General features: G+C 36.7%; 17 protein-coding genes. 7 read left to right on the plus strand and 10 right to left on the minus strand.

The window, feature by feature from the left end; genetic code table 11:
* Positions 1–11 precede the first annotated feature (11 nt).
* The 4 genes from tnpA to G440_RS0113930 form a co-directional block, all read right to left on the minus strand.
* Positions 12–473 (minus strand): IS200/IS605 family transposase, encoded by a 462-nt coding sequence (gene tnpA / locus G440_RS0113915; protein WP_026451867.1) that lies wholly within the window; start codon positions 471–473, stop codon positions 12–14.
* Between the two features lie 88 nt (positions 474–561).
* Positions 562–1,152: an LOG family protein gene (locus G440_RS0113920; protein WP_026451868.1), complete on the minus strand. Its 591-nt coding sequence runs from the start codon at positions 1,150–1,152 to the stop codon at positions 562–564.
* A 79-nt stretch (positions 1,153–1,231) separates the two neighbouring features.
* Positions 1,232–2,077 carry a peptide chain release factor N(5)-glutamine methyltransferase gene (gene prmC, locus G440_RS0113925; RefSeq protein WP_026451869.1) on the minus strand — a complete coding sequence of 282 codons (846 nt, stop codon included), beginning with the start codon at positions 2,075–2,077 and terminating at the stop codon, positions 1,232–1,234.
* Between the two features lie 169 nt (positions 2,078–2,246).
* Entirely contained in the window at positions 2,247–2,732 is a 486-nt protein-coding gene (locus G440_RS0113930; RefSeq protein WP_026451870.1) for a GNAT family N-acetyltransferase, read from the minus strand.
* Positions 2,733–2,759: 27 nt separating this feature from the next.
* Between G440_RS0113930 and ribD the strand changes: the two genes are divergently transcribed.
* The 3 genes from ribD (at position 2,760) to G440_RS0113945 (ending at position 5,368) form a co-directional block, all read left to right on the plus strand.
* Positions 2,760–3,809: a bifunctional diaminohydroxyphosphoribosylaminopyrimidine deaminase/5-amino-6-(5-phosphoribosylamino)uracil reductase RibD gene (gene ribD, locus G440_RS0113935; protein ID WP_026451871.1), complete on the plus strand. Its 1,050-nt coding sequence runs from the start codon at positions 2,760–2,762 to the stop codon at positions 3,807–3,809.
* Entirely contained in the window at positions 3,806–4,684 is an 879-nt protein-coding gene (locus tag G440_RS0113940; RefSeq protein ID WP_026451872.1) for an EamA family transporter, read from the plus strand. Before ribD ends, G440_RS0113940 begins: the two co-directional genes overlap by 4 nt.
* A gap of 66 nt (positions 4,685–4,750) precedes the next feature.
* A complete protein-coding gene (locus G440_RS0113945) occupies positions 4,751–5,368 on the plus strand; it encodes an IMPACT family protein (RefSeq protein ID WP_026451873.1) in 618 nt (205 codons plus the stop codon).
* Here the strand turns inward: G440_RS0113945 and G440_RS0113950 are convergent, their stop codons facing one another.
* Positions 5,369–5,770 carry an acyl-CoA thioesterase gene (locus G440_RS0113950; protein WP_026451874.1) on the minus strand — a complete coding sequence of 134 codons (402 nt, stop codon included), beginning with the start codon at positions 5,768–5,770 and terminating at the stop codon, positions 5,369–5,371.
* A gap of 205 nt (positions 5,771–5,975) precedes the next feature.
* Here G440_RS0113950 and dnaA point away from each other — a divergent pair, with 205 nt between their 5' ends.
* From dnaA to G440_RS0113975, 4 genes are all read left to right on the plus strand, one after another.
* A complete protein-coding gene (gene dnaA / locus G440_RS0113960; protein ID WP_026451875.1) occupies positions 5,976–7,403 on the plus strand; it encodes a chromosomal replication initiator protein DnaA in 1,428 nt (475 codons plus the stop codon).
* 102 nt (positions 7,404–7,505) lie between these two features.
* Positions 7,506–7,940, plus strand: a complete 435-nt coding sequence (locus G440_RS0113965) for a low molecular weight protein-tyrosine-phosphatase (protein ID WP_026451876.1) — start codon at positions 7,506–7,508, stop codon at positions 7,938–7,940.
* A 53-nt stretch (positions 7,941–7,993) separates the two neighbouring features.
* Entirely contained in the window at positions 7,994–9,370 is a 1,377-nt protein-coding gene (locus G440_RS0113970) for a PQQ-dependent sugar dehydrogenase (RefSeq protein ID WP_026451877.1), read from the plus strand.
* Between the two features lie 10 nt (positions 9,371–9,380).
* A complete protein-coding gene (locus G440_RS0113975) occupies positions 9,381–10,094 on the plus strand; it encodes an SAM-dependent methyltransferase (RefSeq protein ID WP_026451878.1) in 714 nt (237 codons plus the stop codon).
* Positions 10,095–10,097: 3 nt separating this feature from the next.
* Here G440_RS0113975 and G440_RS0113980 read toward each other — a convergent pair whose 3' ends face one another.
* From G440_RS0113980 to dapF, 5 genes are all read right to left on the minus strand, one after another.
* The gene (locus tag G440_RS0113980) at positions 10,098–10,745 is read right to left on the minus strand and encodes a hypothetical protein (RefSeq protein WP_026451879.1); all 648 of its coding nucleotides are present in this window, start codon (positions 10,743–10,745) and stop codon (positions 10,098–10,100) included.
* A 138-nt stretch (positions 10,746–10,883) separates the two neighbouring features.
* Positions 10,884–11,525, minus strand: a complete 642-nt coding sequence (locus tag G440_RS0113985) for a hypothetical protein (protein ID WP_026451880.1) — start codon at positions 11,523–11,525, stop codon at positions 10,884–10,886.
* A 275-nt stretch (positions 11,526–11,800) separates the two neighbouring features.
* Positions 11,801–12,844: an endolytic transglycosylase MltG gene (gene mltG, locus G440_RS0113990; RefSeq protein ID WP_026451881.1), complete on the minus strand. Its 1,044-nt coding sequence runs from the start codon at positions 12,842–12,844 to the stop codon at positions 11,801–11,803.
* Positions 12,845–12,957: 113 nt separating this feature from the next.
* Positions 12,958–13,479, minus strand: a complete 522-nt coding sequence (locus G440_RS0113995; RefSeq protein WP_425393624.1) for a GNAT family N-acetyltransferase — start codon at positions 13,477–13,479, stop codon at positions 12,958–12,960.
* Entirely contained in the window at positions 13,476–14,270 is a 795-nt protein-coding gene (gene dapF, locus G440_RS0114000) for a diaminopimelate epimerase (protein ID WP_026451883.1), read from the minus strand. Before dapF ends, G440_RS0113995 begins: the two co-directional genes overlap by 4 nt.
* Positions 14,271–14,337 lie beyond the last annotated feature (67 nt).

Raw genomic sequence — 14,337 nt, forward strand, 5'->3', positions numbered from 1 at the left:
GAGCACTCTAATCAAATAGGCTCATGAAAAATATAAGCCTCCTCATACTCCACCTCAAAATGTTTTAGGAGCTGCCTATACTCGTCCAAAAAACTTTGCTTTTTGTGATGAGCTTCTTGGTTTTGAATATATCGATATACATTGTGAATAGCCGTTTTACTATAGGAAAAGGCACCAAAACCGCGCTGCCACTCGAATCTATGGGACAGAAATCTGCTGTCATTTATCCATTTGGAGGATTTAGCCTTCGCGCTTTTCATAACATCTGAAACGCTCAAAGAAGGATTAAGCGAAAAAAAGCAATGGATATGGTCTTCAACACCATTTACAATCAAGGTTTTACAACCTGTCTCGTTGATTAAATTTCCTATCACACCACACAAATTTGGCTTCCAGTCTTTCTGAATCAAGGCTTTCCTATACTTCACTGCAAACACAGTCTGTATATATATTTGATGGTAAGTATTAGACATAACGTTGGAATATAAATTGCTAGAGTCAATTTCGTTATACTTATATAAAGTTTAAAAATCAATGGATTAAATAAAATCTAAGATTTTTTTATGCCCGATCCTCATTCAACCACTTTGGAAGCATGCTTGGTTTAAATTCCTCCATCTTCTCAAGAAGTCGTTCTGGATTGTTATCCACTAAAAGCAAATTATAGTTATCCATGGAGACAAAGCCTTTTCTAACCATGGTCTCGAGCATTTTTATAAGATCGTTATAGAAACCATTTATATTCAAAAGACCGATTGGTTTTTGATGAAGCCCAAGCTGGAGCCAAGTAATAATTTCAAAAAGTTCTTCCAAGGTGCCCATTCCACCAGGCAAAGCAATAAATCCATCACTTTCCTCTTGCATTTTTAGCTTGCGCTGGTGCATATTTTCGGTTGTAATCAATTTGGTAAGACCAAGATGGACCACTTCTTTCTTTTTCAGGAAATTTGGGATAATGCCTATAACTTTTCCTTTCTTGTCCAACACACTTTTGGCGATGTTTCCCATGACGCCTATTTTGGCTGCCCCGTAAACTAAAGTTATATTTCGACTGGCAAAAATTTCTCCCAGTTTTTTGGCTGCATCAGTAATTGCAAGATCGTTGCCTTCGCTGCTACCGCAGAAAACGCATATTTTTTTAAGTTCGTTCATAGTAAATTTTCTTAGTGAAACTTTGTGTAAAAACTTTACCACTGAGTTGCACAAAGAAACACAGAGGTTCACAAAGGTTTTAGATAGTACATTTAATCATTCGGTCCTTCTCGAATATGTCTTTTTTTATTTCCACATCATGGAAACCTTCGCCTTTTAAAAGTGCAACCATCTCCTCTGCAAGGTACTCATTAATCTCGAAAAATAGTTTCCCGCTAAGCTTTAAATGCGTCCTTGCTAATTGAGAAATCGCGCGATAAAAAAGTAAAGGGTCTTCATCGTGAACGTATAAAGCAGTATCTGGCTCGTACCTTAAAACGTTCTGTTGCATCAGTTTTTTTTCCAACTGCCGAACATAGGGTGGGTTTGAAACTATTACATCATACAACTGCGGAAGCGTTTTGGAATTTAAAACATCAGCTTGAAAGAAATTCACCTCGACTTTATTTATAGCTGCATTCTTTTTGGCGATATTCAGTGCTTCCTCAGAAATATCTAACGCAGAAATACTTGCTTGTGGAAGATTTTTCGCCAGTGATATTGCTATACAACCTGAACCTGTGCCGATGTCCAAGATACCACTAACCAGCGAAGTCGGTACTTCAGACAAGATCCATTCTACCAGCTCTTCCGTTTCAGGACGGGGAATTAGCGTGTGGTGATTGATTATAAAAGGAAGTCCATAAAATTCAGTTTCTCCAATTAAATATTGAATTGGCTCGAAATTTTTTAGACGAATCAACGCTGCTTGAAATTTTTCGGCATCTTTATCTGAAACTTCCTTTTCTGGATTTAAAGCAATTTCCAGTCTAGAAAGATTTAAGTACTTTTCAGAAAGAATATTAAAAAACGATTGTATTTCTTCCAAAGGATATAGTTCAGATATGGAACTTTGAAAGCTTTTTTTTAGTTGGTTTAATTTCATAACGAGAATTTAGACTTACAGGTTTTCCTTTGGCATTTCCTAACAGGAAAACGGCCTGCAACTACAAGAAAAGCACACCTAACTTAAAAAGAGGCGGTTAATAATCTTTTTAAATTTGATTTTTATTATGCCTTGGTATTTTGATTTTTGGATTTTGGAATTTAGATATTTATAACCTTTTCAACATTTGCACAGGGCAGGAATAATGACCTGTATTTCCCAACGGCCCCTCAAGGTTTTCAAAACCTGATAGTTTATAAAGTTTTTGGGCATGGGTCATATATTCCATGGTTTCGAGATATATTTTTTCGAAATCAAATTCGCGAGCTTTCGCCACGCAAAACTCCATCATTTGAGAGCCAATTCCTTTTCCGCGAGCTTCAGAAAGAAAATACATTTTCTGGAGTTCGCAGACATTACCATCAAAGTTCTCCAGCTTTGCTACGCCAGCACCGCCAATTATTATATTATTTTTCTCAACAACAAAATATGCCGAATTTGGTTTTTGATAAGTTTCAAACATACAATTTAAAGCTTCATCTGCATAGGCTGTTCCAACTTTTGGAGCGCCAAGATCTTCCAATACACTGCGAATCACTTTAGCGATTTGCGGATTGTCTTTCTTTTCAATAAGTCGAATTATGGGCGTGTTCATCTAATTAAATCCTTGTATTTTTACGCGGTGAAGTTACATGAAAAATATATGTCCCGATGTATCCAACTAGCCAAAAATGGTCTTGGAACCACCTATCCAAATCCGTTGGTGGGTAGCGTTATTGTTGAGAATGATCGAATAATTGGTGAAGGCTGGCATTATAAAGCCGGTGAACCTCATGCCGAAGTAAACGCCATTGGAAGCCTGAGGGAAGCAAACTTTTTGAAAAATGCAACAATTTACGTAAGTCTAGAACCTTGTAGCCACTATGGTAAAACCCCACCCTGTGCCGATTTAATTATAGATACTGGCATCAAAAAAGTTTTTGTCGGAAGCTTAGACCCCAATCCAAAAGTTGCAGGAAGAGGAGTGAAAAAATTGATGGAAGCAGGTTGTGATGTGGTCGTCGGCGTTTTGGAAAAAGAATGTGACGCACTAAATAAACGATTTTTTACTTTTCACCAAAAAAAAAGACCTTATATTTTTCTAAAATGGGCGCAGACGGCCGACGGATTTATTTCGCCAAAAAACGAAACTCGAAGCGAGAAAAAACCAGTATGGATTACGAATGAATATTCCCGTCAAATAGTTCATAAAATGCGTGCAACCGAAGCGGCGATTCTCGTTGGAAATACAACGGCACTTCAAGACAATCCATCGCTCACGGTTCGCGATTGGTCTGGCAACCATCCTGTTCGCCTGGTTCTTGATAAAGAATTAAAAATTCCAGCAAATTACTCGCTTTTGGATGGGCAAACAAAAACAATAATCTTTAACGGAAAAGAGTCTTCAGAAAAAGGAAATACTACGTTTCTAAAGATTAATTTTTCCGAAGAAATAATTCCGCAAATCCTCGCTACTTTATACAAAAAAGAGCTGCAATCTGTCATCATTGAAGGCGGCGCCAAAACGTTGCAAACTTTTATTGATGCAAATCTATGGGACGAATCTTTTGTGTTTTCAGGAAATACATCTTTTGGAGACGGCATTAAAGCGCCCAATTTCCAAGGATATTTAATTTCCGAAGACAAGATAAAAGAAGATACTTTACAAATCTTTAAAAACCTTAACTCTTGATATTCCTTGCCCTGAGTATTCTTTCTTCTACGGCGATTTTCCTCATTTTTAAACTGTTTTCAAAATTTAAGGTAAATACACTTCATGCCATTGTGATGAACTATGTTACCGCAACTATTTGCGGTATCGTTTTTCAGAAAACCACCATACATATCGTTGATATTCCCCAATATTCCTGGTTTCCATATGCTCTAGTTTTAGGTGGTTTGTTTATTCTGGTATTTAATTTAATGGGCCTGACAACACAACGCAGCGGCCTTTCTGTAGTTTCCGTAGCAACGAAGATGAGTGTTGTTCTCCCCATCATTTTCGGCTTGGTTTATTATAGCGAAAGTCTTGGTTATTTTAAAATTATTGGGATTGTCTTAGCCTTGGCAGCTCTTTATTTGACTTCCATAAAAACAAAAGATGGAATCAAGGTAAAGACTTCAAATATTATTTTTCCCATTCTTGTTTTTTTAGGAAGTGGGATTATTGACACAACAGTAAAATATTTGGAGGGCGAATTTATAGCCAAAAACGACATTCCTATTTTCTCGGCAGTTATTTATGCGGTATCTGCCATAATTGGTTTCGGATTATTGGCCTTTCAAGCTTTAAAAGGAACGTTTAAGTTTCAATTAAAAAATGTAATTGGTGGAATCGCACTTGGCATTCCAAACTATTTTTCCATTTACTTCTTGGTACAAGCCTTCCGAAGTGGTATTTTAGACAGCTCGGGTATTTTCGCAATAAACAATGTCGCCATCGTTATGGCTTCTACCATTCTGGGCATCATGCTTTTCAAAGAAAAATTATTGCCAAAAAACTGGTTCGGAATTGGTCTGGCTGTTTTAAGTATTATTTTGATAGCTTTAGAGAGATTTGAGATGTGAGACCTTCCTCCGGCAGGCAGGTGTGAGACTTGAGAAATTAGAAATTAGAAATTAGAAAAAATAAATTTGGAGATAGAAAAAGACACATACAAAACAATTAAAAAGCCCGGCGAAGAGGCGCTTTACAAGGAAAAGGGAAGTAAATTCTTTGGTTATGCTTTTCCGGTAACCACAGAAGATCAAGTAAAAGAACATATTGAAGATCTCAAAAAGAAACACCACAGTGCGCGCCATTGGTGTTATGCTTGGCAAATTGGCAAGAGTTATGAACATTATCGCGCCAATGACGATGGCGAGCCTTCCAACAGCGCTGGCATGCCTATTTACGGCCAATTGCAATCATTCGACGTTACAAATGTACTTGTAATTGTAGTGCGTTATTTCGGGGGAACCAAGCTGGGCGTGGGCGGCTTGATTCAAGCTTATAAAACCTCCGCACAAATGGCATTGGAAGCTTCAAAAATCGTTCAAAGAACAATTAATGAAACTTTTAGCCTAAAATTTGAATATCCAGAAATGAATATCGTCATGCGGATTATAAACGACGAAAATATTTCCGTAGTCAATCGTAAAATGGAACTGCAATGCGAGTTCGAAATTTCTGTCCGACAAAAAGATGCCGAACGAATTTTTGAAGTGTTTGAAAACACCTACAAAGTTTTAATAAAACGAATTGAAGACTAATTATTCTTCTATTAATTTCTCAATTAAATAATCTGGTGCCTTCATCAATTTTTTTGTTGTGCTATTGATAAAAACTAAAATAGTGGTTGCAGTGGCCAAAAGTTGTTTGGATTCATTATAAATTTCATATTGAAATTCAATTTTTACCGTGGGCATTTTCTTTAATGTGGTTTTCACTGTCAACAGGTCATCATAAGCCGCTGGAAGCTTATAATCTATACTAAAGTGCACCACCGGAAGCTGTACGTTGTTGGCTTCCATCCACTTGTAACTAAAGCCTAGTTCTCGAAGCCATTCGGTTCGGCCCTGCTCCAGGTATTGTGCATAGTTGCCGTAATAGACAACGCCCATTTGATCAGTTTCGCCATAGCGAACTCTAATGTCTGTAAGTGTATTCTTCAAAATTTTATGGGGTTTAAAGAAAGTTTTTTTGTAGTTTTATCGAAAGTCAAGTATGACGAAAAAAAACTAATAATTCAACCCCAAAGTGGTTTTTTTTATAACTTTTTTGTTCACATATTTGCACTGTTAAGAAATAACGAGGAAAGACTCCAACCCCTATTTTTTGGCTAAAACTTTTTAATTAAACAGATCAGAATTTTTAACTATGAGCAAAACTGCAGAAACAGTTTGGAACAATTGTTTGGCCTTTATCGAAGATAACATTACTTCGCAAGCGTACAAAACTTGGTTCGAGCCTATTAAGGCAGTTAAGTTGACCGACAACGCTCTCAGTATTCAAGTTCCTAGTAAATTTTTTTACGAATGGCTTGAGGAACACTATGTTAAGATTTTAAAAGTGGCACTTACCAAAGAGTTGGGCTCTTCTGCCAAATTGGTTTACATCATCAAGATGGAAAATACCTACGGCAATAAACAACCGTTCACCGAAAAAATACCAAGCGCCAACCGAAGTAATTTACGATCACAAGATGTTGACGTTCCTTTAAAAAACAAGAGTCCGGAATTGAGGAATCCATTTGTAATTCCAGGGATTAGAAATGTAAAGATTGAATCGCAACTAAACCCTAATTACAACTTCGAGAATTTCCTTGAAGGGGAATCAAATAGATTGGCCCGTTCGGCAGGTTTAGCAGTCGCAAATAAGCCTGGAGGAACTTCATTTAATCCACTACTTATTTTTGGTGGAGTTGGTTTAGGAAAAACACATTTGGGCCACGCAATTGGCGTTGATATAAAGGATAAATATCCGGAAAAAACCGTGTTGTATATTTCTGCGGAAAAATTTACACAACAGTATATAGAATCCGTAAAAAAGAATAACCGAAACGACTTTATCCACTTCTATCAAATTATAGATGTATTGATCGTTGATGATATTCAATTGCTTTCTGGAAAAGCTGGAACACAGGATGTTTTCTTTCATATATTCAACCATTTGCACCAAAATGGAAAGCAGGTTATTTTAACTAGTGACAAGGCACCGGTAGATATGGTGGATATTGAGCAGCGCCTACTCTCTCGTTTTAAATGGGGACTTTCTGCGGAATTAAATCACCCAGATTACGATACGCGTGTTGCTATCATTAAAAATAAACTTTATCGCGATGGTGTAGAAATGCCTGACGATATTGTTGAATTTTTGGCCAATAACATCAAAACGAATATTCGGGAATTGGAAGGTGCTATTATCTCATTAATTGCCCATTCCTCTTTCAACAAAAAGGAAATCACCATTGAGCTTGCGCGCAAGATTGTTGATAACTATGTGAAACATACCAAACGTGAAGTTTCCATAGATTATATCCAAAAAGTGGTGAGTGACTATTTTCAAATGGATGTGGATACTTTGCAATCAAAAACCCGTAAAAGACATATTGTGCAAGCACGCCAATTAGCCATGTTTTTTGCAAAGAAATTGACGAAAGCCTCCTTGGCTTCTATAGGCTCACAAATTGGACAGCGCGATCACGCAACGGTACTTCACGCCTGTAAAACCGTTGACAACCTTTCAACCACCGACAAGCAATTCCGAAAATATGTGGAAGAACTCAATAAAAAACTGACACTTTAAAAATTCAAGGTTTAAAATTCAAGGTTGCAGGTTATTGACAACCTAATAACTTTGTATCTTAATAACAAAAATCCGAGAGCTTTGAAAAAACACAAAATTCTTATGGTCTGTCTAGGCAATATTTGCCGTTCACCATTGGCAGAAGGTATCTTAAAGTCTAAAGTAGATCGTTCCAAAATATTGGTTGATTCCGCAGGAACTGGAGATTGGCATGTGGGTCAAGAACCAGATAGTCGAAGTATCGCTGTGGGTAAAAAGTACGACATTGATATAACACCCCAACGCGGAAGACAGTTTACCGCCAAGGATTTCGAAGATTTTGATATAATTTACGTTATGGATAACTCCAATATGGAAAACGTGTTAGCACTGGCGGAAAACGATTCCCAAAAGAAAAAAGTGAAACTTATTCTAAATGAAATTTTTCCTGGGGAAAACGTGGATGTTCCTGATCCTTATTTTGGCGGAGATTTAGGTTTTGAAAATGTTTTCAAAATGCTTGATGAGGCTTGCGACCAAATTGCCAATAGATTTTAACGCTTATACTCGGCGCATTTTACTATATTTAGTAATTCCTAAAAAAAATGGCCATGAGAAAGTTAATTCCTGCACTGCTACTTCTTTTTACTTCATGTATTGTTTTCGCTCAAGAAGTCACAATCGAATTGTTTAAAGATGGTTTTACCCAACCGCTTAGTTTACAACACGCTAATGATGAACGCCTTTTTATTGTTGAACAAGGTGGAAAAATAAAAATAATTCAAATTAACGGAACCGTAAACTCAATTCCTTTTCTCGATCTCTCAGGACAAATCTCCAATGGTGGAGAACGCGGACTTCTCGGTCTTGCCTTTCATCCTGATTATACCAACAACGGGTATTTTTATGTAAATTATACCAAACCAAATGGAGACACTCAAATCTCAAGATTTTCTGTTAATTCTGGAAATCCTGATTTAGCCGATATGAATTCCGAATTACCTATACTTGATTATGAACAACCATTTGCCAACCACAATGGTGGAAATTTGGCTTTTGGACCCGACGGATTTCTTTACATTTCTTCTGGTGATGGTGGCGGTGGCGGAGATCCTGGAAATCGCGCTCAAAATATTAATTTATTATTGGGGAAGTTATTACGAATAGATATTGATAATCCTTCCGGTGGAAATAATTACGGAATCCCTGCAGATAATCCCTTTGTTGACAATCCCAATGCACGCGAAGAAATATGGGCCTATGGTTTGAGAAATCCTTGGCGTTTTTCATTTGATTTTACCGATAATACTATTTGGATAGCAGATGTTGGACAATCTGAATTAGAAGAAATAAATCGTGTCTCCACCATAGAAGGTGGCTTAAATTACGGTTGGCGTTGTTACGAAGGCTCACAACCTTTCCAAAACCAAAATTGCCCTCAAGCTTCAGAACTGACTTTTCCAATTGCCGAATATCCTCACACAAACGGAAAATGCTCTATAACCGGCGGGTATGTTTACAGAGGAAGTTTATATCAATCGTTAAACGGTGACTACATTTTTGCTGATTTTTGTACTGGTGAAATTGGAAGCATACTAAGCGATGGCAATATAATGTGGAGTAGTAACTTACCTGGTAGCTGGGTTTCTTTTGGCGAAGATGTAAATAAAGAGTTGTATATAATCGATTTGAACGGAGGAATTTTTAAAATAAAACCCGCAGAACTTGGAACGGAAGAATTTTCAATTGAAAACAGCCTTAGTATGACTCCGAATCCTACGAGCGGAAATGTCCTTTTCAGTCTGAAAGATGATAGGCTACAAACAATTCTACTTTTAGACATTAGAGGTAGCTTAGTTTCTTCCAAAGAAAATATTTTTAGTAATAATCATAAAATTTCAACTGAATCAATAAATCCAGGGATTTACTTTGCAAAAGTAATTTCAGAAAAAGGGTTCTCTGCAGTTAAAAAGCTAATAATTCAATAATTTTTTTTAAATGACTACAAGAAAAGGCAATTTATATCTAATCCCTTGTCCACTGGGAGACGTATCCGCATTAGATGTTCTCCCAAATTCAGTAAAAAAAGCAATTGAAAACATTGACCATTATGTTGTGGAACACGAAAAAGATGCGCGTCGTTTTATAAAAAGTATCGTTCCCGAGAAGGGGCAGCCTTCTTTAAAAATTCAAGAGATAAATAAATACACGCAACCTGAAGAAATTCCACCTATGTTAACGCCTTGTTTAGAAGGCCTAGACGTGGGCATTATTAGCGATGCAGGATGTCCAGGAATCGCTGATCCTGGCGCTCGTGCAGTTCATTATGCACATGAAAAAGGTATAAAAGTGGTGCCTTTGGTTGGCCCATCTTCCATCCTACTCGCCATGATGGCGAGTGGCTTTAATGGCCAGAATTTCGCCTTCAATGGCTATTTGCCAATTGATAAAGGCGAGCGAAAAGCGGAACTGAAACGTTTGGAGAAAATTTCGAAAGACTTTGACCAATCCCAACTATTTATTGAAACGCCCTACCGCAACAATCAAATGCTGCAAAGTTTAACGGAAGACCTCAGTGCGCATACTCGAATCTGTGTAGCCTGTGACATAACCTTGCCATCGGAATATATTAAAACGGCTTCAGTAGCATTATGGAAAAAAATAAAGGTGGACCTTCATAAAAGACCCACCTTATTTATCATTCACGGATAACTTTTACATTACTCGCGGTTTCTTATTTGCAACAATATGTGAGGTATCATAACCCGAAAATTTCCGCAAGTAATAACGAATTGAAGCGCCATTAGCATCTGCAAATCCTAGTTCTCCAGCACTTCGTAGAAACTTTTTCACATTTCCTGCTCCAGCCAAATGCGCAGCTGCCAAAATTCCAGATTCGGTAACTTTAACACCACCAACAGTTTTGCCCGTATAACGTTTTATGTCCCTTCTAAGAATCCACTTATTTCGTGAAGTGTAAGCTAAAAAAGCGGCCTCTTGTTGCTTAGTATCAAATAGAAAATTGTCAGTATTCTTAAAGCCCATCATTCTGAGGGTTGCTCTAGAAAATTGATATTTCCCCATATATCCATAATCATTTACAATATGGTAATCTCCTCTCGATTCCTTAAAACCAAGAGCTTCTTTAAACCCTACATAGGATTTCCCCAAAAACAAATAAAATTTCGGAGTCACAGGAGCTATTAAAGGAGCAAGTTCAGCCTCTGTGGGAACATCAAAGTTTAACTCCAATCCTTCTGTACTGAAAGCAGAAAAATCGGTGTTATCTTTTGAATTAAATCCTGTCCCTACTATTACGGTAACAACAAGTAAAACTGCAATTAGATATATTCTTTTCTTCATTACATTTAAAATTCGGGAATAGTATTATTCCTTCGTTTAAGCGCGCAAAGATACATATTTTTTTAAAAATCTGATTTATAGGCTGTTAAAAAATCATTAAATAAAAAACCAGGCTTGTCAACCTGGTTTTTTCAATAATTATAATGTCGCTCTGGCGTTGTTGTCTGGGAGTATTCTAGAAACATCATAGTCAACAAAGCGTTTCATATACTTTGTAATAGGAATATGATTAGCATCTTTAAAGACATTTGCTCCCTTACTATCCAGAAATTTTTTCACATTTCCGGCTCCTCCCAAGTGTGCCGCGGCCAAAAGACCTGATTCTGTTATTTTAACACCATCAATGGTTTGGCCACTAAATTCATCAATATAATCTCGTAATACCCATTTATTTTTAGAAATTAAAGCTTTAAAAGCTGCTTCCTGTAATAAAGGAGAATTTAAAAAGCGAGACGTATTATAAACCCCCACCCAACGAAGTGTGGAACGACCAAACTGGTATTTGCCTAAATAACCCAATCTATTCACGGCCCTGTAATTACCACTGCTTTCACTAAAGCCGAGGTCATAACAGAAACCTAAGAACGACTTCCCAAGAAATGGAATTTCATCTTGAGAACTCAAATTCACTTCATAGTCATAAGGAACATAAGCAATGTTTCCTATAGTGTCTGTAGCGAAAATAGAACTGCTGTATTCTTCTTTTTTTGAAGAGAATGCCATAACGGTAAAAACCGTTAGAACAAGCAGCGCAGACAATTTCATAAAACGTTTTGTCATGTTTTACTTAGTTTTAAATTATAATTATCGCGCCATCGCTTTGTACGTGACGAAATAAATTTTTAATTAGCAAACACACGTTTTTTATAAAAAGCATGCCCACTCCGCCGAATGAAATTAGTATACCAAAGAACGATTGAAAATCAATTTATTTACTGATTATCAATTATTTATGTATTATTAAGTTACAAGGAATTCATTAATTAAGAGGAGACTTAACATAATTTAACCTATTTTAATCATAGGTTTTAACAGAAAATGCAGTGGAGTAAACACTATCGCTTCAAACCTTGTGCATTTACCCAGCGCACATATTCAGCCTTATTGGCATTGTGTTGAGAAAGACTTTTGGCGAATTTGTGATATCCAAAATTGGTAACATCTGCTACAAAGTAATAATAATCGTGCTTTTCGGGATTCAAAACAGCGTCAATGGAAGAAATATCAGGCATGGCGATTGGTCCAGGAGGAACACCCGCATATTTATAAGTGTTGTAGGGTGAATCCAGTTCTAAATCTTTATAGAGTACTCTTTTTATAATCTGATTATAATCACCGCTTTCGTGTTTTAGTGCATAAATAACCGTTGGGTCGGCTTGCAAGAGCATTCCAACTTTCAATCTGTTGTAATATACTCCGGCAACTCTCGGCCTCTCTTCTACCTTTGCTGTTTCCTTTTGAACAATTGCCGCAAGTGACATTACTTGGTTTTTGGTTAAGTTTAAATCTTTTGCCTTTTGGGTTCTGGATTCATTCCAAAAACGTTCGTATTCGGTTTTCATTCTGCCGCGGAAAGTTTCTGCAGAACTGTTCCAATAAAATTCATAAGTGTTCGGAATGTACATAGAGAGAGCAGTTTCCTTAGTTAAAACAGCGTCTTTCAAGAATTCGGGATCTCGCATTGCCTCTATTAAAGATAGGCTGTCTGCTTCTATCTGCGTTGAAATATGACCTGCTAAATCTTCTAAGCGTTCCTGATTGTTGAACTTTATATTAATAGGAATGTTTCTACTTCTCAAGGCATTTATAATATCATTATTGGTCATTCCTTTGGTTATTATAAAATGACCTGGCTTAATATTCCCAGTATATTTCTTTTGATTAGCCACCGTATAGAAAGTCTCCGTATCCTTTAAAAGTGGCTCTAGCTCTTCCATTACATCATTTATTGAAGCATTAGAAGGAATATAAACATGCGCTTCCTTATTATTAAAAGCCGTATTATTTGAAAAAGCAGTATGGGAAACATACCATGCAAATGCACCCATAGCGACAGCTCCAAGCAAAACAATGATTAGCAATATTTTTTTTATATACATTTTTTAGAATTGTGTAATGTAAATTTTGAATTCGTAAATACAAATTGATAAGAAATCTGATGAATAATTATTAATACAAAGTACAAAAGAATGATTTTATTGAAAAATAAAACTTATCGAATTAATTGGTAGAAATATTCACTTTTATAGTTCCCATTTACGAAAATCCAATCTTTTTTGACACCACTTCTTTCGAAGCCTATATTTTCGAATAGTTTTATGCTTCCTTGGTTTCCTTCGGTAATTGCAGCGAATATTTGATGTACGTTCAAATTCTTGAACGCGTATTTACAAACAAGTTCTATGGCTTCAGTTGCAATTCCCTTTCTTTTATCTTCTTCTGAAAAAATCACGATACCAACTCCAACCCTATGATGTTTCGGTTCAAAATCGAATAAATCAATAAAACCTACAGGTGCTTCATTTTCACTTTTGCAGATAACAAGGCGCAATTGTTTTACTTCATATATATCGCGATAGCTGTTTTCTAAATATTGCTTCAAAATATATCTGGAATACGGATGGGTTGTATTGCTTACTTCCCAAAGCGTTTCATCATTCTCAAGTTCGTAAAGAAAGTCGAGATCCTCTGATTCCAATGCTCGAAGAAATATATTGTTTCCTTTTAGTGTCATAACTTCCATTTTCCTTTAAAAACCTGAATGGCTGGACCCTTCAAATATACATTATTATAATTGACGCCCTCCTTATTAAAATGCACTTCCAACTGTCCACCTAGAGTATTCAAGGTAATTGTGTTTTCTGAAGTTTTCCCTGTTTCAAACATGGCAAGAGCAACAGCTGTAACGCCAGTACCACACGAAAGTGTTTCGTCTTCCACTCCCCTTTCGTATGTTCGGACCGAAAAAACGGCATCATCAACCTGTTCCACAAAATTTACGTTGCTACCTTTCTTTCCGTAAACTGCATTGCGAATATTTCTTCCAGTATTAAAAACATCAAAATCTTTCAGTCCGGAAACTACCTCAACATGATGAGGCGATCCTGTGTTTAAAAAAGTGTAATTTTTAGATTTAGTGATTGCTTCAACATCATTCATTTTTAAGGAAACCCAATCGTTTTTTACAGTAGCTTGATGCATTCCGTCAACCGCTTCAAAAGTAGCTTCTTCAGAAATAATCCCAAGAAATTTTGCGAAATGGGCAATACATCTTCCGCCGTTTCCACACATAGAACTAAGGTTGCCATCGGAATTATAATACACCATAGTAAAATCTGCCAAAGTCGTGCTGTGAAGGCAGGAATGGTTTTCCAATAAGATTAAACCATCGGCACCTATGCCAAAACGGCGGTCGCACATTTTGGCCACCAACTCGGTATTTTCTTTCGGAAAAACCCCTTCTCGATTGTCAATAATGACGAAATCGTTGCCAGTGCCTTGATATTTGTAAAAAACGAATTCCATATTCGCGCAAAGATATAACAAACTATCTAGCGGCAATAACCCGCGAGATAGTAAAATTTCAAAAAAC

Origin of the sequence: Aequorivita capsosiphonis DSM 23843 (assembly GCF_000429125.1) — a bacterium.
GTDB lineage: Bacteria > Bacteroidota > Bacteroidia > Flavobacteriales > Flavobacteriaceae > Aequorivita > Aequorivita capsosiphonis.

What these genes read in the sequence shown, in the direction of transcription:
- G440_RS0113975 (WP_026451878.1), top strand. Translation starts at nt 9,381, where the DNA reads ATGACTACAAGAAAAGGCAATTTATATCTAATCCCTTGTCCACTGGGA.
- G440_RS0113980 (WP_026451879.1), bottom strand. Translation starts at nt 10,745, where the DNA reads ATGAAGAAAAGAATATATCTAATTGCAGTTTTACTTGTTGTTACCGTA.
- G440_RS0113995 (WP_425393624.1), bottom strand. Translation starts at nt 13,479, where the DNA reads ATGACACTAAAAGGAAACAATATATTTCTTCGAGCATTGGAATCAGAG.
- G440_RS0113930 (WP_026451870.1), bottom strand. Translation starts at nt 2,732, where the DNA reads ATGAACACGCCCATAATTCGACTTATTGAAAAGAAAGACAATCCGCAA.
- dapF (WP_026451883.1), bottom strand. Translation starts at nt 14,270, where the DNA reads ATGGAATTCGTTTTTTACAAATATCAAGGCACTGGCAACGATTTCGTC.
- mltG (WP_026451881.1), bottom strand. Translation starts at nt 12,844, where the DNA reads ATGTATATAAAAAAAATATTGCTAATCATTGTTTTGCTTGGAGCTGTC.
- tnpA (WP_026451867.1), bottom strand. Translation starts at nt 473, where the DNA reads ATGTCTAATACTTACCATCAAATATATATACAGACTGTGTTTGCAGTG.
- G440_RS0113970 (WP_026451877.1), top strand. Translation starts at nt 7,994, where the DNA reads ATGAGAAAGTTAATTCCTGCACTGCTACTTCTTTTTACTTCATGTATT.
- prmC (WP_026451869.1), bottom strand. Translation starts at nt 2,077, where the DNA reads ATGAAATTAAACCAACTAAAAAAAAGCTTTCAAAGTTCCATATCTGAA.
- G440_RS0113920 (WP_026451868.1), bottom strand. Translation starts at nt 1,152, where the DNA reads ATGAACGAACTTAAAAAAATATGCGTTTTCTGCGGTAGCAGCGAAGGC.
- G440_RS0113985 (WP_026451880.1), bottom strand. Translation starts at nt 11,525, where the DNA reads ATGACAAAACGTTTTATGAAATTGTCTGCGCTGCTTGTTCTAACGGTT.
- dnaA (WP_026451875.1), top strand. Translation starts at nt 5,976, where the DNA reads ATGAGCAAAACTGCAGAAACAGTTTGGAACAATTGTTTGGCCTTTATC.
- G440_RS0113965 (WP_026451876.1), top strand. Translation starts at nt 7,506, where the DNA reads ATGGTCTGTCTAGGCAATATTTGCCGTTCACCATTGGCAGAAGGTATC.